Below are 23,358 nucleotides of genomic sequence, written 5' to 3' on the forward strand. Positions count from 1 at the left end.
AATTATTATAATAATGAACGCATATATAGTTGCTGGTTTCAGATCAGCAGTAGGAAAAGCTCCGAGAGGATTATTTAGATTTTACAGACCTGACGATTTGGCGGCAGATGTAATCAAACATTTGGTCGCCTCCGTTCCTGAAGTTGAACAAACGTTAATTGATGATGTGATCGTTGGTAATGCTATGCCAGAAGCAGAACAAGGTTTGAATGTAGCACGTTTGATTTCATTAATGGCATTGGATACAGATAAAGTTGCAGGTATGACGGTCAACAGATATTGTGCATCTGGATTGGAAACGATAGCAATTGCTTCTGCAAAAATAGCATCCGGCATGGCCGATTGCATTATTGCTGGAGGCGTAGAAACGATGAGTTTAATGCCATTTGGAGGCTGGAAAGTGATACCAAATCCTAAAGTAGCTAAAAACACACCTGATTACTATTGGAATATGGGATTGACTGCGGAAGCAGTTGCAAAAGAATTCAATGTTTCTAGAGAAGATCAAGATTTGTTCAGTTATCATTCACATCAAAAAGCTATCAAAGCTTTAGCGGAAGATAAATTCAAAGAAGAAATCGTTCCAGTAACTATTGAAGAAATCTTTTTGAATGCTAAACAAAAACGCGAAGCAAAAACGTATACAGTTGAAAAAGATGAAGGTCCAAGAGCAGATACTTCAGTAGAAGCTTTGGCTAAATTGAAACCCGTATTTGCAGCAGGTGGTTCTATCACCGCAGGAAATTCATCACAAACAAGTGATGGTGCTGCATTTGTGATGATTGTTAGCGAACAGTTCTTAAAAGATCATAATTTAAAACCAATTGCACGTTTAGTTTCACATGCAGTTGCCGGCGTTCCACCAAGAATTATGGGAATTGGCCCTGTGGAAGCCGTACCGAAAGCATTGAAAAAAGCAGGATTAACTAAAAATGATATCGATCTATTTGAATTGAATGAAGCATTTGCATCACAATCCTTAGCGGTCATCAGACAATTAGACTTGAATCCAGATATTATCAATGTAAATGGTGGCGCAATTGCTTTGGGGCATCCATTGGGTTGTACTGGTGCTAAATTATCGGTACAATTGATTAACGAATTGCGTCGTCAAAATAAAAAATATGGTGTAGTTACGATGTGTGTCGGTACTGGTCAAGGAGCTGCAGGTGTATTTGAACTCTTAAATTAATTATTTCTTTAAACTATAAATATTAACGATATGTCTACGAAAACAAAAGCAATAAAAGGTGGCGAATTCATAATTAAAGAAACTGCCGCATCAGATATATTTATTCCAGAACAATGGAATGAAGAACAATTAATGATGAAAAAAACTTGTGAAGATTTTCTTGCACAAGAAGTATATCCTAATTTGGAAAGAATCGATAAACTAGAAGAAGGATTGATGCCTTCTATAGTTGAAAAAGCGGGTGAATTAGGAATTTTAGGAGCGAACGTACCTGAAGAATACGGTGGTCTAGGTTTTGACTTTGTAACGGGTATGCTGACTAGCGAAGTAATTGGTATGGGATATTCTGCAGCGGTTGCGATCATGGCACATACGGGTATTGGTACGCTTCCGATTTTATACTATGGAAATGAAGAACAAAAACAAAAATATGTACCAAAATTGGCATCTGGAGAGTGGAAAGCAAGTTATGCTTTAACAGAGCCTAGCGCAGGTTCAGATGCGAATAGTGGTAAAACAAAAGCTACTTTATCTGAAGACGGTAAACACTATATTTTGAATGGTCAAAAAATGTGGATTACCAATGCAGGTTTTGCGGATGTATTCACAGTATTTGCAAAAATTGACGACGACAAAAAATTGAGCGCATTTATAGTTGAAAAAACTTATCCAGGTATTTCTTTGAATGCAGAAGAAAAGAAAATGGGTATCAAAGGTTCTTCCACTAGGCAAGTATTTTTCAATGACTGTAAAGTTCCTGTTGAAAATCTTTTATCCACTAGAGAAAATGGTTTCAAAATCGCAGTAAATATTTTGAATATTGGTCGTATTAAATTGGGTGGCGGTGCAATCGGTGCCTCAAAATCCATTATTGCAAACTCCATCAAATATGCGAATGAACGCGAACAATTTGGTCGCCCTATTTCCAAATATGGTGCAATTCGTTTCAAATTAGCAGAACAAGCCATCAAGACCTATGTGAGCGAAGCCGCATTGTATCGCGCTTCTCAAAATATTGATGATGCCATTGCTGCATTACATGAAGAAGGTTTGGATTTTGCACAAGCGAAATTGAAAGGGATTGAACAATTTGCAGTAGAATGTGCGATTTTGAAAGTACATGGTTCTGAAACATTGGACTATGTTGCAGATGAAGGTGTTCAGATTTATGGTGGTATGGGATTTAGTGCAGAAGCTCCTATGGACAGAGCTTATAGAGATGCCCGTATCAATAGAATATTCGAAGGAACAAATGAAATCAATCGCATCCTTATTGTCGATATGATTTTAAAAAGAGCAATGAAGGGCGAATTGGACTTGATGGGGCCAGCACAAGCGGTAGCACAAGAGTTGACATCTATTCCTAGTTTTGATTCTTTGGAAGATACTTCCACATTTGCAAAAGAAAAAGAACAATTGAAAAAATTGAAAAAAGCTTTGATGTTGGTTGCAGGTGGAGCCGTTCAAAAACTAATGCAAAATTTAGCGAAAGAGGAAGAGGTATTAATGAATATCGCAGATATGGCAATTGAGATCTATGCTGCAGAATCTGGATTATTGCGCGTAGAAAAAGTAATTGATGCATATGGCGAAGAAGCTGCGGGTATCAAGATCGATATTGCAAAAACCTATTTGAATGATGCAACTGACAAAATCTGGAAAGCTGGCAAAGATGCATTGAATAGTTTCGCTGACGGAGACGAACTAAGAATGATGTTAATGGGACTAAAACGTTATACAAAACAAGAACCATTCAACGTAAAAGAAGCTCGTCAAAAAATCGCTCAAAAATTGATCGCAGACGGTAGTTATACTTTATAATTTTTTTATACAAAAAATACACTAGGATATGTTTATTTTCCCTATATTTAAATAGTAAAAATCATCCTAGTGTACACCGTTCAAATTATAGTTTTAATCTAAGAATGACATATGAAAATTTTAGTACCAATAAGTCAAGTACCAGATACTACAGCAAAAATTAGTTTTACAGACAACGATACAACGTTAAATACAGCAGGGGTTTCTTTTATCATCAATCCCTATGATGAGTGGTATGCGCTCGTAAGAGCTTTAGAGTTGAAAGAAACGGGAAAAGCAGAAAAAGTTACCTTGATTCATATAGGACCGGCAGCAAACGACGCTACGATTAGAAAAGGTTTAGCTATCGGTGCAGACGATGCAGTACGTGTAGAAGGTGAAGGTGATAGCAGTTTTGTAGCTGCCCAAATAGCAGACTATGCAAAAAATAATGGCTATGATTTAATCCTTTTAGGAAAAGAGTCTATCAGTTATAATAGCGCTGCTATTGGAGGGTTGATTGCAGGTGATTTGGAATGGGATTTCGTACCATTAGCAACTAAATTAGAAATTAACGGAGATGCTGCAACATTAGAACAAGATGCCGATGGTGGAGTAAGCGAATTAGAAGCTAAGTTACCATTAGTTGTTTCATGTGCAAAAGGCATGGCCGAACAAAGAATTGCCAACATGCGTGGTATTATGGCGGCTAGAACCAAACCTCTACAAGTCATAAATGCCGTTGGTCCAGATACTAAATTAACTACAATTAAATCCTATCAAGCCACGCCTGGGCGTACTTCTTGTCTAATTATTCCAGAAGATAATATCGATCAACTTGTAGACATTTTACATACAAAAGTTCGTGCATTTTAATTATTAAATATAGTCCGATGAGTGTATTAGTATATATAGAACCAATTAAAGATAAAATTAAAAAAGCAGCTATTGAATCTGTAAGTTATGCAAGTCAAGTAGCACAGCTTTTGAATACATCCGTTACTGCTATAGCTTTTAATGCTAGTGAAGAAACGATTAAAGAAATTAGTAATGTTGGAGCTGAGAAAGTATTGAACATTTCTGATAGTGCCATTACGACAATCAATATAAAATCATTAGCAAAAGGAGTTATTGCCGCAGCTAAAGAAGAAAATGTAAATGTTATAATTTTCTCATTCGATGGTTCAGGTCAATCCGTTGCTCCTTATGTAGCATCTAACCTTAAAGCTGGTTTGGTTGCAGGCGCAACAGAATTACCAAAAGTTGAAGGGAACAAATTAGAAGTCAGAAAAAATGTTTTCTCAGGGAAAGCTTCTGCTATCTATTCAATTGAAAGTGCTTTCAAAATTATTTCGGTAATGCCAAATTCAATTGAGATTGCTAGTAATCCCAAATCCGCGGAGGTTGTTGCATTTGCACCATCTACAGATTTGAAAGATGGAGTCCAATTGAAAAACTTCAAGGTGAACGATGACGTCGCTCACGGTGGTGTACCACTTCCAGATGCAGAATTAGTTGTTAGTGGGGGTCGTGGATTGAAAGGTCCTGAAAACTGGGGAATTGTGGAAGATCTTGCCCACGCATTAGGTGCTGCAACTGCCTGTTCTCGCCCAGTAGCAGATGCTGATTGGCGTCCACACCATGAACATGTCGGACAAACGGGTTTGGCTATTCGACCTAATTTGTATATTGCTATTGGTATTTCTGGTGCGATCCAACATCTTGCTGGTGTCAATGGTAGCAAAACTATTGTTGTAATAAATAATGATCCAGAAGCACCTTTTTTCAAAAATGCCGATTATGGAATCGTCGGTGATGCATTCTCAGTAGTTCCTAAATTAACAGAAGCGATTAAGAAGATAAAAGCTAATTAATTTTTCTTACTAGATAATTAATTAAAAAACATATAGTATATCTGTATTTCGCAGATATACTATTTCCAAAGAAGTAATATTTGCCATATGTTCTTACAAAAGAACTAAAAACGATGTAAGATGATCTCTAACGCCACTAGACTTTTTGATGTATTAATGCCTGGAAACATTGAAAAACTTCCTGAAAAACTCCTTTGCTACAAAAAAAATGGAGAATGGACCTACTATACTCCAACAAAAACAAGAGATCTTGCATTCGGCTTAGCCTCTTATTTTATCAGCGAAAAGTATAATCAAGGATCAACGGCAGAAGAAAAATCCAAAATCGGTTTAATTTGCTTTTCCCGCCCTAATTGGTTGGTTGTTGATTTTGCAGCCCAATTAACAGGTGCATTATTAGTACCACTTTATCCAAATATAAGTGCTAGCGAAATCATTCATATTTTTAATGAAACAGAAATAAAAATTTGCTTCGTGGGTAATATGGAATTATATAACCTGCTCGAAAGTTTAAAACCGGAGATACCTACACTAAAACGAGTGTATGTTTTTGATGACCCAACTCCAGAAAATAATTGGGAAAATATAGTTCATCCATTTACACCAGAAGTTGAAAGTAAAGTATCCCAAAATGCAAAAGAAATTGGGGAAGATGATATTGCGACGATCATATATACCTCTGGGACGACAGGTATGCCTAAGGGGGTGATGCTCACACATAAAAATATTTTGAGTAATGTAATTATGGCATCCCAAGAAGTTTTTTCAAAATTTCACCTCAAACAAAACAAATCATTAAGTTTTTTACCATTGAACCATATTTTGGAAAAAATGCTGATGTATGTTTATTTGTATAATGAATTTTCAGTATCATTCGCAGAGAATATTGAAAAAGTCGCACAAAATTTACAGGAAGTTAAACCTTATGTTTTTGTAACGGTTCCTCGCCTACTAGAAAAAGTATATGAAAAGATTTTACAAAAAGGCCAAGAACTAACAGGTTGGAAAAAAAATCTTTTTTTCTGGTCGATTAAATTGGCTAATCAATATGACATTTCAGGAAATAATCCTTTTTTATATAAATTAAAACTATTTATCGCTGACAAATTGATCTATAGTAAATGGCGTGCCGCACTTGGTGGGAATGTACAAGCTATAGTTGTCGGTGGTGCTGCGTGCCAACAAAGGCTTATTAAAATTTTTGGCGCCGCGAAAATTGTTATTCTTGAAGGATATGGACTTACAGAAACTTCACCAGTAATAGCTGTAAATCGTTACGAGAATGAAGATCGTAAATTAGGTACCGTTGGAAGAATTTTGAAAGGAGTTCAAGTTAAATTTCTAGAAGATGGAGAAATTCTTTGTAAGGGTGATAATGTTATGAAAGGATACTACAAAAGACCAAATGAAACGGAAGAAGCACTTGCGGATGGTTGGTTTCACACAGGTGATATTGGAGAAATGGAAAATGGTTTCTTAAAAATCACAGATCGTAAAAAGGAATTTTTAAAAACTTCTGGGGGTAAGTATGTCGCACCACAACCCATTGAAAATAAATTAAAGGAAAACTTTCTAATCGAACAGATTATGTTGGTTGGAGATAGTCAAAAATTTGTTTCTGCATTGATAGTTCCTAATTTTCCATCATTAAAAGAATGGGCATCAAAACATAATATACCATTTAACAACAATCAAGATTTAATAAAATTGCCACAAGTAATTGAACAATATCAAGCAATTATTGACAAATACAATCCTAGTTTCAATCATGTAGAACAAATTAAAAAATTTACTTTGATTGCGGACGAATGGACGGTGGAATCTGGAGACTTAACTCCTAGCGTAAAAATGAAACGCAAAGTTATTACAAAAAAATACGCGGATTTAATTGCCAAATTCTATGAAGAGAAGATTCTAGTATAATAACATTAAAGCTTTTCTAATGAAAAATATTTTTTACGAAGGACAAGTTTTATGGTCAATGATTGATGCCAATGGACATTTGAGACATTCTGCCTACGCAGATTTTGCTGCACAAGCAAGAGTAAATGTTTTAGAAAAACTTGGCGTATCACGACAATTATTTGAAAATAAATTGGGTCCAATTCTTTTTCGAGAAGAAATAATTTACTTGAAAGAAATAAGGATAAATGAGACAATTAAAGTTAGCGTAGAGTTAACCAAATCCAAAAAAGATCATTCAAAATACTCTATACTTTGTTCTATATTTAATGCAGAAAATATACTATCTTCAGAAATTAGAGTGGATGGAGCTTGGTTAGATTTAGATAAACGCAAACTTGGAAAATTACCAGAAGAAATAAATATTGCCTTTGAAAAATTTCCTAAATCATCTTCATTTCACTATGAGGATATTCAATATTAAATTTAAAACCTTTTAAAATACTATAGATGCCTTAAATAAAACTTTTTGATTGCCAATTAATAATTACCATTTTGTGTTTTAATTAAATTTTCCCATATGAAAAAACTGATATTAAGCCTAGTATCATTTGTACCGATGGCCATTTTTGCCCAAGGATATCAACTTAATCTACAGAGTGTTAAACAATCTGGGATGGGTGGAGTCGGTGCAGCAGGCACACTTAATGCCACTAGTTTGTACTATAATCCAGGAAGTTCTGCATTTCTAGAACAAAATTCAATTGCTGCTGGTGTAAGTGGCGTTGCCTCCTACGGAACATTCACAGATAAAGCCTCTGGTAACGAGACTAAGGCTAGCAACCCATTCGTTACACCATTCAATGCCAATATATTGTTAGGAAATCCTGCTGGTAGGATTCGCTATGGTCTATCCATTTATACGCCATTTGGGAGTACTATGAAATGGAATGATAATTTTACAGGACACTATGAAATAACTAAAATATCTTTAATATCTGTAGCATTTCAACCTACCGTAAGTTTTAAAGTAACAGATCATTTTGGTATTGGTGCTGGTTTTGTTTATGGTTATGGTCATATCACATTGGATAAAGACCTACCGATTAATGAATCTGATGGAAGTTTTGCTACTGGTAATATCAGTACTAAAGCAAATAGTTATGGTTACAACATTGGTGCATACTATAAATTTTCCGAAAAATTCTCCATCGGAGCTACTTATCGTTCTGCATTAAAAATGAAAGCGAATAATGGTAAGGCAGACTTTGATGTGCCAGCTTCTTTGGCATCACAATTTCCAGATCAAAAAATTACAGCAAGATTACCACTGCCAAACAACTGGACATTCGGTGTAAAGTATACGCCCAACAACAAATGGATGTTCGCTGCAGACTTTATGACGTCTAATTGGAAACCGTATGATACAATTACAATTCATTACACAGAACAAACAGCGAATCTTACAGATACTAAACTTGTAAGACTGTACAAAAGAGGATACTCTTATAGATTAGGTGCGCAATATACAGTTGATGACCAGTGGCAAGTTCGTGCGGGTATATCTTATAATAAATCACCCATTCCAAATGATTTAGTAAACCCAGATGTACCAGATGCAAACAGAGTTATACCTTCTGTTGGTTTGAGTTTTAGAACTTCTAATAAATTTGTTCTTGATGCATCATTCTTATACGAGCATATAAAGAGATCAGGTGAGAATAGATTGTCACATATTAATGGAGACTATAAATTTAATTTATTTATCCCAAGTGTAGGCTTTACTTACCAATTATAATCCTATTAAATTTATTAAGAATGAAAAACAAATATATAAATATAGCGCTAGCGTCCTCCATATTGTATTTATCGAGTTGTACTCCTAAAACGGATGTTCCGGCAGCCACTAAAGGCGATATAGATGTATCTAAATATGTAGCCATCGGTAACTCTATCACATCTGGTTTTGCAGATGCCGCATTGTATTACGATGGACAGATCGTATCTTATCCCAATCTTTTAGCTAAACAATTTATGGAAATTGGAGGTGGCACATTTACGCAACCATTAGTTCCACAAAACTCAGTAGGTATCGGTAGCACTGGAAATGCAAAATTAATTTTGGGTATTGTAGATGGAGAACTTTCTCCAATTCCTGCTGCTGCAAGTGGAGATTCAAGTATTTGGAGAACGAGTGTTGCGGCAAGTGGACCATTTAATAATATGGGCGTTCCCGGAGCTAAAGCAACTACAACAGTTTATCCTGGTTATGGTAATCCATTATTGGGAGCTGGGAATTATAATCCATATTTCTATAGAATGACGACTGCGCCCACTACTGCATCCATATTATCAGATGCCGCTTCACAGGCTCCCACTTTTTTTAGTATGTTTATTGGAAGTAATGATGTACTAGCATATGCACTAACTGGAGGAGCTTCTGACGCTATCACTCCAATCGCTGGTGCTGCAGGTATTGGATTTGATGCAAGTATCGACGCTATAGTCAATACGATGACAGCAAATGGAGCGAAAGGAGTTATTGCTAACATTCCAGACATTACAACCATTCCATTTTTCACAACAGTACCATATAATCCATTAACATCAGCCGTATTAGGAAATAAAGATACCGCAGCAGGTTCTGCTACAATAACAGCATTAAATGCAGGATTATATGGTCCATTAAAACAAGCTTTGACTGCATTTGGCGCAGGAGATCGAATAAATTTATTATCTGCATCAGCGTCTAATCCATTGCTTATAAAAGATTCAACACTACCAAATTTATCCTTACAATTAACTGCGGCATTAACGCCAAGTTTGGGAGCTTTAACAGCTACCGTATTTGGACAAATTTATGGTCAAGCAAGACAAGCGACTGCGAATGATTATATTTTATTATCCTCTAAATCAGCAATAGGTGCTACTATCGCAACTGCACCATCAACATCTATTAATAAAAATGGGATATCCTACCCTATGGCTAGTCAGTATGTATTGACTCAAGCAGAAGCTGCGGCGATTAAAACGGCAACGACAGCATTTAATGCCAAGTTAAAAGCCGTTGCGGAAAGCAAAAGTCTAGCATTCGTTGACGTAAATGCTTTTTTAGCTAAAGTTAAAGAAACGGGCATACACTATAATGGACGTGATATCACTGCTACATTTGTAACTGGTGGGGCATTTTCTTTAGATGGAATTCACCTTACACCTTTGGGTAATGCGATGCTTGCTAATCAGTTCATCGATGCGATCAACGGAACTTATGGTTCGACTATAAAAGAAATAGATGCGTCTAACTATATCGGAGTTAAATTCCCTTAATATTTAAATAATTATTTATGAAACATTTGAAAAAAGTACTATTAGTATTAATTATCACTTTGAGTTTTTCTAGTTTGTTTGCCCAAGAGACGGGTATTACAGGAGATTGGTTCAATGATTCCAAAGAAGGTAAAGTAGAAATTTATGAAGCAAAAGATGGAAAATACTATGGAAAATTAGTTTGGATTAAAGAACCATTGGAAAATGGTAAACCTAAATTAGACAAAAAAAATAAAGATGAATCTTTACGTTCTAAACCACTAATTGGATTGTTACTATTGAAAGGTTTTACTAAGGATGGTGATATTTATACTGGCGGAACTATTTATGATCCTCAAAGTGGTAAAACTTATGCTTGTAAAATCACACCAAAAGATGCTAATACTTTGTCTATCAGAGGTTATATCGGCGTTTCGTTAATAGGTCGCACTACAGTGTGGACCAGAACTACTAAATAAATTATTATGGCAGATATCGCATTATTAGAAAAAGCAGCGGAAGAAAGCAAAACGCTTCCTAGTAAACCAGACAACGAAACTTTATTAAAGTTGTATAGTCTGTACAAACAGGCAAAAGAGGGTGATGCTCCCGAAAAAGGAGAATATAATATGTTTGATTTTGTAGCCAAAGCAAAACATCAAGCTTGGTTGCAAATGAAAGGTACCTCCTCCGAGCAAGCAGCTGACGACTATATTGCCTTAGTCAAGCATTTAAAAGAAACTTTATAATTTTACAGAAAGCGCAAATTTAATATTTGCGCTTTCTTTTTTAGCTTAATTTTCCATTCTAAAATTTTTAACCATGGCAAAGATCAACGTCTATCTCAATTTTAAAGGAAATTGTGAAGAAGCTTTTAATTTTTATAAAGCCGCATTTGAAAAAGAATTCACATTTATCGGTAGGTTTAAAGATATGCCGCCATCCGAAGATATGCCGCCAATGGCCCCAGAAATAGCGGAAAAAATCATGCACGTTTCCATGTCTATCAATGATGGCAATCAGCTTTTTGGTAGTGATGTTATTGATGGATTCTGTGGTGATTATCAATACAATCCAGGCAACAATATTTCCATTTCCATTGATGCCTCATCCAAAGAAGAGGCGGATAAGTTATTCACTCAATTGTCCGAAGGAGGCATGGTTACGATGCCGATTGCAGATACATTTTGGGGAGCCTATTTTGGCGCGCTTATAGATCAATTTGGAATCGGTTGGATGGTCAACTTTGACTATCAGAAATAATAAAAAGGACGTTTAACAACGTCCTTTTTATCAATCATTTGGCTGAATCAATCTCACTTCATACACGGGATGAAATAAATACACTAATCCTGTTGCAATTTCTAAACATCTAAATCTTTTGCGCACCTGATCTCCTTTTCGGAAAATACGTCCTTTATTATCTGCAAATAATTGACCTTGTGGAATATTTTCTACTAAAACAAAGCCTTCTTTTTGTACATCATAATTACGCAAAACACGCATCAAATCGACCTCTCCACCACAGCTTGCTGATGGACTTTGAATTGATTTTCGTAATTGAATAAGAATATCTTTTGGAAAAATATTCAGCTGAACAAATTCTACTAAAATCCCAGAATAATTGGCTTTCCACTCATTTCCATGAGGGAAAACCTTATTCCCATATTGTTCAAATGTCAGCAAATGCGCTAACTCATGCAAAAGTGTAATTAGAAAAGAATATTTATTCAAATTACCATTGACACTGATGCGATGATTTTTATCCCTTAATGCATTGCGATAATCTCCTAAAATCGTCTTTCTTTCATTGGTCACGGTCAATACTACCTTAAATTTATTCAGATAATCAATAACCGTTTCAAAACTACCTTCCGGTAAAAATTGTGCTAATGCACTAAGCGGATGTTCTATTTTTTTCTTCATTCTTCTTCCCTATCAGCACATAGGCACCTCTCACTTCTATAATCGAATAAATGACATACAAGCCCATGCAAATAAATATAGCAGGTGCATTTCTTTGCGTCCCAGCGACATACACATATATAAATGCAGCAGCACCTAAAATAAACAATTTCAATAACATAGAGCCTTGAATACTTCTTACAAATGCATTCGCATCTTTGGAATTGGCGGCTTTAAGATGCATACGACAGCTAATCATCGATAATATAAATATCAATACATTGCCAGCTTCAATCACATCAAAATTGACTCTTGCATCATATTCTTTCATCTTAAATCCTAAACAGATTGTACTCGACAGCACAAAAAATAACAACAAGTACAAATAATTTCTATCTAATTTGAATTTACTTCTTTTCATTTAAAATCTTAAAATTTACGGAAACTCTATCCGATTATTTATCTTTAAAAACGTCTCTTACGACCGAAAACAGAATTGCAAAAATAAAGAGCATTGGCAATATCCACGTAAATAAATATTTACCCGAACTAAACTTCTTATCTAAAAACTTCCCTAAAAATACACCAATCAAAATTGCCGCGATAAATTGAGCAGCGAGTCCTAAATATTTCTGAATAAGATTTTGATTATTCTTTTTTTCCAAGCGAATTAAAATTTGGCGTTAAAATTACTCATTTTCTGAGAGTTATTGCATCCAACTTGTCTTAATTACAAGTAATTTACTAGAATGTTTTTTACCTTCAATATGAAATTTTTGAAAATATGAAGCCGTATAAGCATTTACTTTTTCGCCAATCTTTTATCAATGGAAAATGGACTAAAGAATCAGATAAAAATTTTGATGTAGTCAATCCCTCTACGGATAAAAAAATCATCTCCGTTTATGATAATAGCGAAAAATCTATTAAAAAAGCGATTGATGCAGCCTATCTAAGTATGCCCAAGTGGAAAGCGCTTGCTGCGAAAGATCGCTCAACAATTTTACTAAAATGGTTTGATCTTATTCATGCAAATAAAGAAGCCATCGCAACGATTATGACGCTAGAGTCTGGCAAACCTTATCAAGAAAGTTTGGGTGAAATAAATTATGGTGCAGCATTTATACAATGGTTTGCCGAAGAAGCAAAGCGCATGTATGGAGACATCATTCCAGGCTTTAGTGCAGATAAAAGAATAGCGGTCATTCGCCAACCTATCGGCGTCGTTGGAGCAATTACACCATGGAATTTTCCATTGGCAATGATTACTCGAAAAATTGCGCCAGCGCTTGCTGCAGGTTGCTCTGTGGTCGTTCGACCTAGCGAATTAACGCCATTGACGGCCTTAGCAATTAACAAATTGGCACATGATGCAGGATTTCCTAATGGCGTAATTAATACAGTTGTTGGTTTGGATGCATCGAAAATGGGATTAGCTTTATGCGAAAGTGATAAAGTTGCCAAAATTTCCTTCACAGGTTCTACACGTGTAGGGCAAATATTGAGTGCACAGAGTGCACAAACTTTGAAAAAATTGAGTTTGGAATTAGGCGGAAATGCCCCCATGATCATATTCGAAGATGCAGATATCGACGCTGCAATAAAAGGAACGATTGCAGGGAAATTTAGATTTTCTGGACAGACTTGCGTCTGTGTGAATCGCATTTTAGTACATGAAAATATTTACGAAACATTTGTAAAAAAATTCACTTCTGCCGTAAAAGATTTAGTTATCGGTGATGGTTTTGCAAAAAATACACAAATCGGTCCTGTCATCAATCAAAAAGCAATTGAAAAAGCCCAATTTTTTGTAAAAGACGCCGTTTCAAAAGGTGGAAAAATAAAAACCGGTGGTAAAATCCGCAAAGGATTATTTTTTGAACCAACGGTCATCGCAGACGCAACGGAGGATATGAACTTTGCACAAGAAGAAATATTCGGCCCCATCGCACCTATATTCAAATTTTCAACAGATCAAGAGGCGATTGACATGGCCAATAATACTATTTTCGGATTAGCTTCTTATTTTTATAGTAAAGATATTAATCGCATTATTAAAGTATCCGAAGCCTTAGAATATGGTATCGTCGGCGTTAATGAAGGTCTTATTTCATCCGAAGTCGTCCCATTTGGCGGAGTTAAATATTCCGGAACTGGACGAGAAGGTTCCAAATATGGGATTGAAGATTATACCGAGTTAAAATATATCTGCGTCGGTGGAGTGCAATAAAAAATGGGAGCCTAGCTCCCATTTTTTTTACGCTAATACATCTTGTAAATCATCGCGCTTTTCAAATACACTTTTAGCATACGGACATTCTGGTAAAATTTTCAAATGTTTTGCTCTAGCAAAATCGACAGCCTCTAATACCAATTTTAAACCGACTCCTCGACCTTGAAAACCTTCCTTTACTTCTGTGTGTTCAATAACGATCAAATGATCATTTGGCTTACTGTAAATAAGCGAACCTGCTTGTTTTTGATTTTCAATCGCTTTAAAAAAGCCTTTTGATTTGTTATCAATTTGTACGATTTCCATGGCAATCCTAGATATTTGGTTATAGTTTGATGTTTGTATTCATAGGTGACCATCCGACTATAACTTAGATATAGTATTAGACGACAAACCCTTGATATTCTGGATGAGCAGCAACATATGATGCAACATAAGAGCAATAAATTTTCACTTTTTTACTTTCTGATTTTGCAAATTCAAATGCTTCTTTTGTTAATTCTGCTGCAACGCCTTTTCCTCTCCATTGCATAGGTACGTAAGTGTGCATAAATGCCAACGATTCACCCTCTTTTCGATAATCTAAATGTGCCAATAAATTGTCCGATTCTATTTCAAATCGCATCAAATTGGTATTATTTATGATCTTTTTATTATCCATAAAATTTCATTTAATGAAATAGCTTTTAGCAATTTGCTTCCAACATTATACCAAATATTTTGTATTTGATATTAAATTTATGTAATGATTTTAGCAAATCGCCCTATTTCATCTGCAAGCCTATCCAAAGATAAACCTGAAAAAATTGAAATATTTTGATTTATACTAATTAATTAAAAAAATTATTATGTTATTAGAAAAAGGAACTTTCGTCGAAGCCCAAATGTTGATTAGAAAACCCGTGGATCTTGTATTCAATGCATTTATCGATCCAGAAATTACAACCAATTTTTGGTTTACACACTCTAGTGGCAAAATATATTTGCACAAAGAAGTGGAGTGGATATGGGAAATTTATCAAGTTGCCACACCTGTTTTGGTCACAGAACTTATCTTTAACGAAAAAATTTCTATTGATTGGCGCAAGCCAGCTACCAAAGTGGACTTTCTCTTCAAAAAAATAAGCGATGACGCGACCTACGTTACTATAAATCACTATGGATTTACTGAAAATGGCGCAGAATTAGTAGAAAAAATTAAAGATTCTACAGGTGGATTCACCACCGTATTAGACGGATTAAAAGCGTTTCTCGAATATGGTATAAATCTACACCTCATCGGAGATAAGTTTCTACATTAAATGTATAAATTCATCTAATCTCATAAAATTTTATAAATGACAAAATTAAGTAGATCTTTTTATTGCATTATCGTACTTTTTATCTTGTGTAGTTCTGTAACAGCCCAAAGCACAATACTTAACTTCACTATCGGTTCAACAACTGGCACACCTGTGGTTTCTGTAAATGTAAATGGGAAATTATTAAATTTTATATTGGATACAGGTAGCCCGTTTACAGTTATTAACAAGGGCGTAATTGAGAATACACCTATAGATTCAAGCGTACAACTTGACGCTGTTGGTAATAAATTTACAGTATATCGCAAAAAGGTAAAAGATTTTCAATTAGGAACATTGCGTTTAAATAATTTGGATATCCAAGAATTCGATTTAACTACATTTTTCCCTATATATATGAGATGCCTAAAAATTGATGGAATTATTGGTTGCGATATCTTGCACAACTATATTGTAAGTTTAAATCCAGAGAAAAAAGAAGTAAAACTAATGAATCCAAAAGAAGTAAAATTAGAAAATATAGTGGATTCTAAAAGTATTGTAGTTGACTTCAAAATGCCTAAATCCTATTATACACCAATGGTACTTTTTACAATTTTTAAAAAGCAAACGTTATTAACCTTTGATACAGGAGGTGCAAATTATATAGGAATCGGATTCTCAAGGTTTAAAAATGATATATTAGCGTCTAACTACATTTTGTCTCATGGCAGTCCATTCTACACGATAAAAAGTACTGTACAAGACAACGATAACTATTTTGTAGAAAAAATTGACTTTAATCTATCAAAAAATGCATTTTCAAATCAAAATATAATATTTTCATCTAAAGAAATAAATAATTTAGGTTATGGGTTTATCAAAAATTTTGAAACTATAATTGATTGGAAATCAAAAAAAATTTACCTTAAAAAGTTGGGAAATATGCCTATTTTAAATAACTCACTTATTAGAAAATTCGGTTTCAATTATTCGATAAATAACAAAGGACGAATTTATATAGCCGAAATTACCAACAACAATAACAAATTACATATAGGAGATGAAGTAATTGGTGTTAATGAAAAAAAGATAGTTGATGTTTGCAATTTTGAATTAAACGATAGTTTATTGGATAATAAAAAAAATACATTATTCATATTGCGAGATGGAATAGAATCCGAAATTATGCTATAAATAAATATCTATCAATTTTATATTCCAAAATTGATAGATATTTATACTAAGATGGTACGTTCCAAATTCGATCGTTTAAGATGGACAATTGTATTACTTAGTAGCATTGAAAGAGATGGCTGATTGTATTTAATCAGTTAAATACATAACTTATTGTTGAAAAATGAACTTTTTTTTCTTTATTTATCTTAAATACACAACGAGTATTAAAATAACTCACTAAATAATTTATACGAATTCAATTTTGCCGAAAAATCAAAAATATTGGAATAAGCTATGATTTCATTAATTCCTGATTTGGAAATGAAATCGCCCAAACTTTTCTGCAAAGTAGCTTTACTACCCACAAAAGTCAAGGCAAGCCATTTTTGCAAAGTTTGATGTACTTGCTCACTGTACACTTTTAAATCCGTTTTGTCAGGATGCGCCAAAGGTGCACGTTTATCTGTTAAAATATTAATCACAGCTTGCACATGTGAGCGAGAAATATATTGTGCCTCTTCATCCGTTTCTGCCATAATAATATTCACACAAGCCATTACGTATGGTTTTTCCAAATGCTCGGAGGGTTGAAATTCATTTCTATAAATTTCAATAGCATCAAAAAATTGCGTTGGCGCAAAATGTCCAGCAAATGCATAAGGCAAACCTAATTTCGCTGCGAGATGTGCACTATCCGTACTAGAACCTAGAATGTAAAGCGGGAACTCCGCTCCTTCTCCTGGTATCGCTCGCACTGCACTTGTCACATTGGAAGTATCCAAATATTGGTACAATTGTCTGATGCTATTTTCAAAATCATAGTCAAATAAGGAATTGCCTCTCCTCAAAATAGTAGCAGTTTTTCCATCCGTTCCAGGTGCTCTCCCTAATCCCAAATCGATACGGTCAGGATACAACGCATCCAAAGTCCCAAATTGTTCCGCTATACTTAAAGTAGAATGATTGGGCATCATGATACCTCCCGATCCGACACGTATTTTCTCCGTGCCTCCTGCAACATAACCAATCAATAACGTTGTTGCGGAGCTTGCCACATTGGCCATATTATGATGCTCTGACAACCAATAACGTGTATATCCAAATCGTTCTGCGGTCTGCGCAGCTTCTAATGTTTTTTGAAATGTGGCGTGCAAGCTATCCCCTTCCAATACGGTGGCTAAGTCAAGCACAGAATATCGTACACTTTCAAATATTGGATCCTTCATCTTTTCCTATCGTTTTGCTAATTATACAAAGATAATGTTTAAACATTGATTATTATTTGAATATTTTTCTAAAAAAAAATTGCCATTTGAAAAACATTCATTTACTTTGTTTTACAAAGTGCTTTTATGACAAACCAAACAGAAAGTATAGACGCTTTATTGGAAATACGCAAAATGATGTCTCAAAGTAGCCGATTTATTAGTTTGAGCGGATTAAGTGGTATCGGCGCAGGTCTTGTAGCGATTTTGGGAGCATTTGCAGCAAACTATAGTATACATCTTGCCAATTATACGAACTATGATGGCAATACGCCTACCTCTATTACCGACAATCAATTGGTACAAAGATTATTTCTACTTGCAATTATTACAATTATCCTAGCTGTTGCGGTTGCATTATTTTTTACATGGAAAAAAGCTAAAAAATCAAATTCTCCAATGTGGAATATTGCTTCTAAAAAAATGGTTATCAATCTAGCCATCCCTTTGTTTGCAGGTGGTATTTTACTATTAAAACTAATACAATTGGATCAGATGGGGCTCATAACGCCTATTTGTTTGATATTCTACGGGTTAGGATTGATCAATGCATCTAAATTTACCTATGGTGAAATTAAGTATTTGGGATATTGTGAATTGATATTGGGATTGATCAATTTAGGAATTATTGGATATGGTATGTATTTTTGGACCTTTGGGTTTGGCATTTTGCACATCATTTATGGCATTCTGATGTGGAATAAATATGATAAAATCGCCACCAAAAAAGCTTAAAATTTCTCATGGAAAATCCAATTGCAAATCTTAATAAAGCTTTTGATAATCGTGTACGGCTGGGTATCATGAGTACCTTAATGGTCAATGATCAAGTCAGTTACAACGAACTCAAAGAATTGATCGAGGCGACAGATGGTAACCTAGCAAGTCACCTACGCGCCTTGGAGGATCTGGGATATATCCATATGCAAAAAGGTTTTATTGGTAGAAAAACAAATACCACTTATAGTCTTACCAAAATTGGTGAGAAAGCATTTCAACAACATATTGATGCATTAGAAAAAATGATCAAATCCATGAATTGATTTTTTTTTACCCTTTTACTTTGTTTTTCAAAGTACTTTTAAATAAAATTTTATGAAAATATCGTTTAATCTTTGGTGGAAAAATGTACTCATATTTCCGTTATTATTAATCATTAATACTGCTGTATTTACAGAAGAGTTCAAGGGAATTGATAATTATTTTTTTGCTTATTTCGTTACAATATTCTTGACGGCCTTTTTCAGTATTCCAAGTTTACTAGTTCATGTAATCTATTTCAAAGGAATATTTCAAAAGAATAAAAATCTGCTTTACGCACAGTATTCCTATACAGAATTATTCATTATTAATGCATTTTTAATCGTCATCTATTCCGTCATTGTTTATTATTTGAGTGAAAATGAGCCCATCCTTAGACACTTCCCACAAATGCTTTTGCTCAGCACTATCATTTCTACTGGGCTGAATATAAAAGGGCTAAACCAAATAATGACACAATCCATGCCGACTATAAAAGAAACTTATTATATCCTTTTTTCATTTTTAAAATCAAAATATATGCAACAGACAAACACAAATCTCGAATCAACTGAATACAAAAACAACTCGACTAAAATCACGATCAAATTGCTCATAATTGCAGGTATGACTTTATTGTTACTCATCCCAACTTTAATGATCGAAAACCTTATTACGGAACGCAAAACAAGATCCGAACAAATCACGGACGAAGTCTCTGAAAAATGGGCTAAAACACAAACAATCACCACGCCCTACTTGACCATTCCATACACGTTTAACACGGACAAAAATCAAATAACTCACTATGTTAGTTTGCCTGCAGACAATATCGTTATTAACGGAAATATTACACCAGAAACGAGACATCGATCTATTTTTTCGGTACTGCTTTACAAAAGCGCATTAGAACTACAAGGTAATTTCCACATTCCCATGGAAGAACTAACGAAAGACAAAAAATTGCAATTAGACAAGGCAAGTATCTGTATGGGAATCACTGATTTCAAAGGAATTAAAAATCTGTCAAAAGCAACATTCAACAACCAAACTATAGCATTTGAAAAAAGTATGCCCGCTACATTTATCAATAGTTATGGTCTCTCCGCCCCCATTCAACTCAACAACCCTAATGAAAACTATAATTTTTCTATGCATTTGGATATTAATGGTAGCAATAGTATTAACTTCTTACCTGTATCCCAAAATACCAATATTACACTACAATCCTCCTGGCCTTATCCATCTTCCGTAGGAAATATTTTGCCAACGATACAAACAAATGCCGATAAAGGATTTACTTCTAATTGGAAATTGAGTCCTTTGAATAGCGCATTTAGTAAAACGATTTATAATAGTTTGTCTAATACCGCAACGAATACATTTGGGATGCAAGTCCTCAATCCTACGGATAACTACACAAGCACCTTACGTTGTATCAAATATGCAATATTGCTCATCGGACTCACATTTACCATTATTTTCTTACTAGAAATTACGCAAAACAATAGTATGCATCCGGTTCAATATTTATTTATCGGTTTGGCGCTATGTATTTTTTACACGCTCTTATTATCTTTCGCGGAGTTTTCTAGTTTTGCATTTGCGTATACAATCGCATCATTAGCCATTTTATTATTGATTAGTTTTTATGCAAATTCACAATTCAAATCTTGGAAAATCGCGAGCGGATTTGGCGGATTAACCGCATTATTATTTTCCTTTATGTATATTTTGGTCAATTTGGAAGATACTGCATTGATCGTGGGAAGCATCGCATTGTTCTTGATATTGGCAATTATTATGTATGCAACACGCAAAATTAATTGGACAAATCCGTTAAATACAAAGATGACAACAGACTCATTAACCGTTTAATTTTGTCATAAAATTGTCAAAGCTCATTTGTAAAAATTTATTTACAAATGAGCTTTTTTAGTTCTTGAATTTAGATAAAATACTTGCGAATCTCACTTTCTAAAAAAAAATTATCTTCGCAATATGGAAAATCCAAATATCATTGAAGATCAGGAAAGTATGCTTTCATTCGAGGCATTTAGAGATTCTGTTTTACATGATTATCGCATTGCTGTAGAAAGTAGAGAAGCTAGTTTGCTTGGAAGACGAGAAGTATTAACCGGAAAAGCCAAATTTGGCATTTTTGGAGATGGAAAAGAAGTGGCACAAGTAGCATTGGCGCGTTATTTCCGTAAGGGCGATTTTCGTTCGGGTTATTATCGTGACCAAACTTGGATGTTTGCCAATGGAGTTGTAACAATTGAAAATTTCTTTTCACAATTATACGCAGATACGAATATAGACAACGAGCCAATGAGTGGCGGTCGCAATATGGTGGCGCATCACGCCACACCAAATACAGATGAAGAAGGTAATTGGTTAGCATTGGCAGAAATGTATAATTCTGCCTCTGACATGGCGCCAACAGCGGGTCAGATGCCAAGAGCATTGGGACTTGCTTATGCCTCTAAATTATTCAGAGAAGTACCGGTATTACAAGATGATAAATTTGCACCGCTTTCTAATAATGGCAATGAAGTATGTTTTTGTACCATTGGTGACGCAGCAACTTCAGAAGGGCATTTTTGGGAAATTATCAATGCTGCTGGCGTTATGCAAGTGCCCTTAGCGGTTTTCGTTTGGGATGACGGTTATGGTATTTCCGTACCGACAGATCGTCAAACGACAAAGGGTTCTATATCAGAAGCATTGCAAGGTCTGCAAAAAGAAGAAGGAACGAATGGGATTGACATTTACCAAATTAAAGGTTGGGACTACGCTGGCATTTGCGAAACTTTAGATCATGCCATTGATAAAATCCGTCAAACACATATACCAGCGGTTTTTCATGTACAAGAATTGACACAACCGCAAGGTCACTCCACATCTGGAAGTCATGAACGTTACAAATCTGCGGAACGTCTCCAATGGGAAAGAAATTGGGATGGTTTGAAAAAAATGAAAGAATGGATTTTGGAAAATGCAATTACTTCAGAAGAAGAATTGGACGAAATTCATGTAAATGCAAAAAAGCTCGTCAAAGAGAGTAGAAATCGAGCTTGGGAAAAATACGCACAACCTTTGATTGCGGCGAAAGGGCAAGCTTTACAAGTTTTAAAAGAGGCTAATCTTGGCGGCTTGGCTGACTTGATTGATGCTTTAGAAAAAAATCGCGAACCTCTGAAGAGAGATATTTTACATACACTTTCATTGGCGCTAGATCTTTTAGGTAAAAATTCAAACAACTCGCCTATTGCTCATTTATATGAGGAATTAAAAACGCAATATCATACTCAATACGACTCATTTACTCATAATGAGACGTCCAAAAGTGCATTATTGGTTCCGAGGAATAAGCCACATTATAGCGCTCAACCAGAGAAAATAAATGGTTTTGAAATTTTGAATCATTATTTCGATCAATTATTTGCCAATAATGATAAAGTCATTGCATTTGGAGAAGATTTAGGAAAAATTGGGGATGTAAATCAAGGTTTTGCAGGATTGCAGGCCAAATATGGGGAAGAAAGAATTGCAGATGCCGGCATACGCGAATTGTCTATTATTGGAAAAGGTGTTGGCTTGGCATTGAGAGGTTTGCGTCCAATCGCGGAGATCCAATATTTGGATTATATGTATTACGCATTAGAACCTTTGGCAGATGATATTGCAGGCTTACATTACCGTACTGTAGGCAAACAAAGTTGTCCTTTGATCATCCGTACACGAGGTCATCGTTTGGAAGGAATTTACCACAGTGGATCTCCAATGGCAATGTTAATCAACTCTTTGCGTGGGATGTATATTTGCGTACCTCGTAATATGGTACAAGCTGCCGGCATGTATAATACGCTACTACAAGGCAATGATCCAGGAATCGTTATTGAATGTTTGAATGGTTATCGTTTAAAGGAAAACTTGCCAGATAATTTGGGAGAAATTACCGTACCATTAGGTATTCCTGAAACTATAGAAACGGGTTCGGATATTACCATTGTGTCTTATGGTTCAACTTTACGTATCGTTTCTGATGCGGCAAAGAGATTACAAAATATTCATAATATTTCATGTGAAATCATTGATGTTCAGACACTTTTACCATTTGACATTCATCATTTTATCGTAGAATCGTTGAAGAAAACGAATAGAATTTTATTTGTGGATGAAGATATGCCAGGAGCGACAACATCTTATATGTTACAGCAAGTAATCGAAAAACAACAAGGTTACAAATGGTTAGATGCAGCTCCAAGAACTTTGTCTGCTAAAAATCACCGTCCTGCTTATGCAAGTGACGGCGATTATTTCAGTAAACCAAATGAAGAGGATATTATCGAAACCGTGCTTGATTTAATGGCCGAATAATTTTTTTTAGTCAAATGAA

The 23,358-nt window shown here is 34.9% G+C and carries 24 protein-coding genes; 18 read left to right on the forward strand and 6 right to left on the reverse strand.

From position 1 onward, the window contains the following. Window positions 1-13: 13 nt before the first annotated feature. The 11 genes from E0W69_RS12290 (at window position 14) to E0W69_RS12340 (ending at window position 11,337) form a co-directional block, all read left to right on the forward strand. Window positions 14-1,192, forward strand: a complete 1,179-nt coding sequence (locus E0W69_RS12290) for an acetyl-CoA C-acyltransferase (RefSeq protein ID WP_131330354.1) — start codon at window positions 14-16, stop codon at window positions 1,190-1,192. A gap of 30 nt (window positions 1,193-1,222) precedes the next feature. After that, the gene (locus E0W69_RS12295; RefSeq protein ID WP_131330355.1) at window positions 1,223-3,013 is read left to right on the forward strand and encodes an acyl-CoA dehydrogenase family protein; all 1,791 of its coding nucleotides are present in this window, start codon (window positions 1,223-1,225) and stop codon (window positions 3,011-3,013) included. A 111-nt stretch (window positions 3,014-3,124) separates the two neighbouring features. Further along, window positions 3,125-3,868 (forward strand): electron transfer flavoprotein subunit beta/FixA family protein, encoded by a 744-nt coding sequence (locus tag E0W69_RS12300; RefSeq protein ID WP_131330356.1) that lies wholly within the window; start codon window positions 3,125-3,127, stop codon window positions 3,866-3,868. A 17-nt stretch (window positions 3,869-3,885) separates the two neighbouring features. Beyond that, a complete protein-coding gene (locus tag E0W69_RS12305) occupies window positions 3,886-4,866 on the forward strand; it encodes an electron transfer flavoprotein subunit alpha/FixB family protein (protein ID WP_131330357.1) in 981 nt (326 codons plus the stop codon). Window positions 4,867-4,986: 120 nt separating this feature from the next. Beyond that, on the forward strand, window positions 4,987-6,789 hold the full coding sequence (locus E0W69_RS12310) for an AMP-dependent synthetase/ligase (protein WP_131330358.1): 1,803 nt from the start codon (window positions 4,987-4,989) through the stop codon (window positions 6,787-6,789). A 19-nt stretch (window positions 6,790-6,808) separates the two neighbouring features. Next, on the forward strand, window positions 6,809-7,252 hold the full coding sequence (locus E0W69_RS12315; protein ID WP_131330359.1) for an acyl-CoA thioesterase: 444 nt from the start codon (window positions 6,809-6,811) through the stop codon (window positions 7,250-7,252). A gap of 96 nt (window positions 7,253-7,348) precedes the next feature. After that, window positions 7,349-8,566 (forward strand): OmpP1/FadL family transporter, encoded by a 1,218-nt coding sequence (locus tag E0W69_RS12320; protein ID WP_131330360.1) that lies wholly within the window; start codon window positions 7,349-7,351, stop codon window positions 8,564-8,566. Window positions 8,567-8,586: 20 nt separating this feature from the next. Next, window positions 8,587-10,095, forward strand: coding sequence for an SGNH/GDSL hydrolase family protein (locus tag E0W69_RS12325; protein ID WP_131330361.1), 1,509 nt, complete (start codon window positions 8,587-8,589; stop codon window positions 10,093-10,095). A 17-nt stretch (window positions 10,096-10,112) separates the two neighbouring features. Further along, on the forward strand, window positions 10,113-10,553 hold the full coding sequence (locus tag E0W69_RS12330) for a DUF2147 domain-containing protein (RefSeq protein WP_131330362.1): 441 nt from the start codon (window positions 10,113-10,115) through the stop codon (window positions 10,551-10,553). A 6-nt stretch (window positions 10,554-10,559) separates the two neighbouring features. Further along, complete coding sequence (locus E0W69_RS12335; RefSeq protein ID WP_131330363.1) at window positions 10,560-10,823, forward strand: acyl-CoA-binding protein; 264 nt, start codon at window positions 10,560-10,562, stop codon at window positions 10,821-10,823. A gap of 73 nt (window positions 10,824-10,896) precedes the next feature. After that, entirely contained in the window at window positions 10,897-11,337 is a 441-nt protein-coding gene (locus E0W69_RS12340; RefSeq protein WP_131330364.1) for a VOC family protein, read from the forward strand. A gap of 30 nt (window positions 11,338-11,367) precedes the next feature. Here E0W69_RS12340 and E0W69_RS12345 read toward each other — a convergent pair whose 3' ends face one another. The 3 genes from E0W69_RS12345 to E0W69_RS12355 are packed head-to-tail and all read right to left on the reverse strand — an operon-like array spanning window position 11,368 to window position 12,644. Further along, window positions 11,368-12,000 carry a SprT-like domain-containing protein gene (locus tag E0W69_RS12345; protein WP_131330365.1) on the reverse strand — a complete coding sequence of 211 codons (633 nt, stop codon included), beginning with the start codon at window positions 11,998-12,000 and terminating at the stop codon, window positions 11,368-11,370. Next, window positions 11,972-12,400 (reverse strand): hypothetical protein, encoded by a 429-nt coding sequence (locus tag E0W69_RS12350; protein WP_131330366.1) that lies wholly within the window; start codon window positions 12,398-12,400, stop codon window positions 11,972-11,974. Before E0W69_RS12350 ends, E0W69_RS12345 begins: the two co-directional genes overlap by 29 nt. A gap of 34 nt (window positions 12,401-12,434) precedes the next feature. After that, a complete protein-coding gene (locus E0W69_RS12355) occupies window positions 12,435-12,644 on the reverse strand; it encodes an AtpZ/AtpI family protein (protein WP_191967833.1) in 210 nt (69 codons plus the stop codon). A 119-nt stretch (window positions 12,645-12,763) separates the two neighbouring features. On the opposite strand from E0W69_RS12355, the gene E0W69_RS12360 reads away from it, so the two are divergent. After that, complete coding sequence (locus E0W69_RS12360) at window positions 12,764-14,209, forward strand: NAD-dependent succinate-semialdehyde dehydrogenase (protein ID WP_131330368.1); 1,446 nt, start codon at window positions 12,764-12,766, stop codon at window positions 14,207-14,209. 27 nt (window positions 14,210-14,236) lie between these two features. On the opposite strand, the gene E0W69_RS12365 is transcribed toward E0W69_RS12360, so the two are convergent. Both E0W69_RS12365 and E0W69_RS12370 read right to left on the reverse strand, forming a co-directional pair. After that, entirely contained in the window at window positions 14,237-14,518 is a 282-nt protein-coding gene (locus tag E0W69_RS12365) for a GNAT family N-acetyltransferase (RefSeq protein WP_131330369.1), read from the reverse strand. Window positions 14,519-14,594: 76 nt separating this feature from the next. After that, entirely contained in the window at window positions 14,595-14,873 is a 279-nt protein-coding gene (locus E0W69_RS12370) for a GNAT family N-acetyltransferase (protein WP_131330370.1), read from the reverse strand. Window positions 14,874-15,060: 187 nt separating this feature from the next. Here E0W69_RS12370 and E0W69_RS12375 point away from each other — a divergent pair, with 187 nt between their 5' ends. Continuing rightward, window positions 15,061-15,513 carry an SRPBCC domain-containing protein gene (locus E0W69_RS12375; protein ID WP_225321246.1) on the forward strand — a complete coding sequence of 151 codons (453 nt, stop codon included), beginning with the start codon at window positions 15,061-15,063 and terminating at the stop codon, window positions 15,511-15,513. Window positions 15,514-15,549: 36 nt separating this feature from the next. Beyond that, the gene (locus E0W69_RS12380) at window positions 15,550-16,689 is read left to right on the forward strand and encodes a retropepsin-like aspartic protease (protein ID WP_131330371.1); all 1,140 of its coding nucleotides are present in this window, start codon (window positions 15,550-15,552) and stop codon (window positions 16,687-16,689) included. A gap of 206 nt (window positions 16,690-16,895) precedes the next feature. Here E0W69_RS12380 and E0W69_RS12385 read toward each other — a convergent pair whose 3' ends face one another. Continuing rightward, window positions 16,896-17,897 carry an LLM class flavin-dependent oxidoreductase gene (locus E0W69_RS12385; RefSeq protein ID WP_131330372.1) on the reverse strand — a complete coding sequence of 334 codons (1,002 nt, stop codon included), beginning with the start codon at window positions 17,895-17,897 and terminating at the stop codon, window positions 16,896-16,898. A 126-nt stretch (window positions 17,898-18,023) separates the two neighbouring features. On the opposite strand from E0W69_RS12385, the gene E0W69_RS12390 reads away from it, so the two are divergent. From E0W69_RS12390 to E0W69_RS12405, 4 genes are all read left to right on the forward strand, one after another. Next, window positions 18,024-18,671, forward strand: coding sequence for a hypothetical protein (locus E0W69_RS12390; protein WP_131330373.1), 648 nt, complete (start codon window positions 18,024-18,026; stop codon window positions 18,669-18,671). Between the two features lie 8 nt (window positions 18,672-18,679). Then, entirely contained in the window at window positions 18,680-18,979 is a 300-nt protein-coding gene (locus tag E0W69_RS12395; RefSeq protein WP_131330374.1) for a winged helix-turn-helix domain-containing protein, read from the forward strand. 52 nt (window positions 18,980-19,031) lie between these two features. Next, on the forward strand, window positions 19,032-20,834 hold the full coding sequence (gene creD / locus E0W69_RS12400) for a cell envelope integrity protein CreD (protein WP_131330375.1): 1,803 nt from the start codon (window positions 19,032-19,034) through the stop codon (window positions 20,832-20,834). Window positions 20,835-20,957: 123 nt separating this feature from the next. Then, window positions 20,958-23,339 (forward strand): alpha-ketoacid dehydrogenase subunit alpha/beta, encoded by a 2,382-nt coding sequence (locus E0W69_RS12405; RefSeq protein ID WP_131330376.1) that lies wholly within the window; start codon window positions 20,958-20,960, stop codon window positions 23,337-23,339. Window positions 23,340-23,358: the final 19 nt, after the last annotated feature.

This window comes from Rhizosphaericola mali (assembly GCF_004337365.2).
GTDB lineage: Bacteria > Bacteroidota > Bacteroidia > Chitinophagales > Chitinophagaceae > Rhizosphaericola > Rhizosphaericola mali.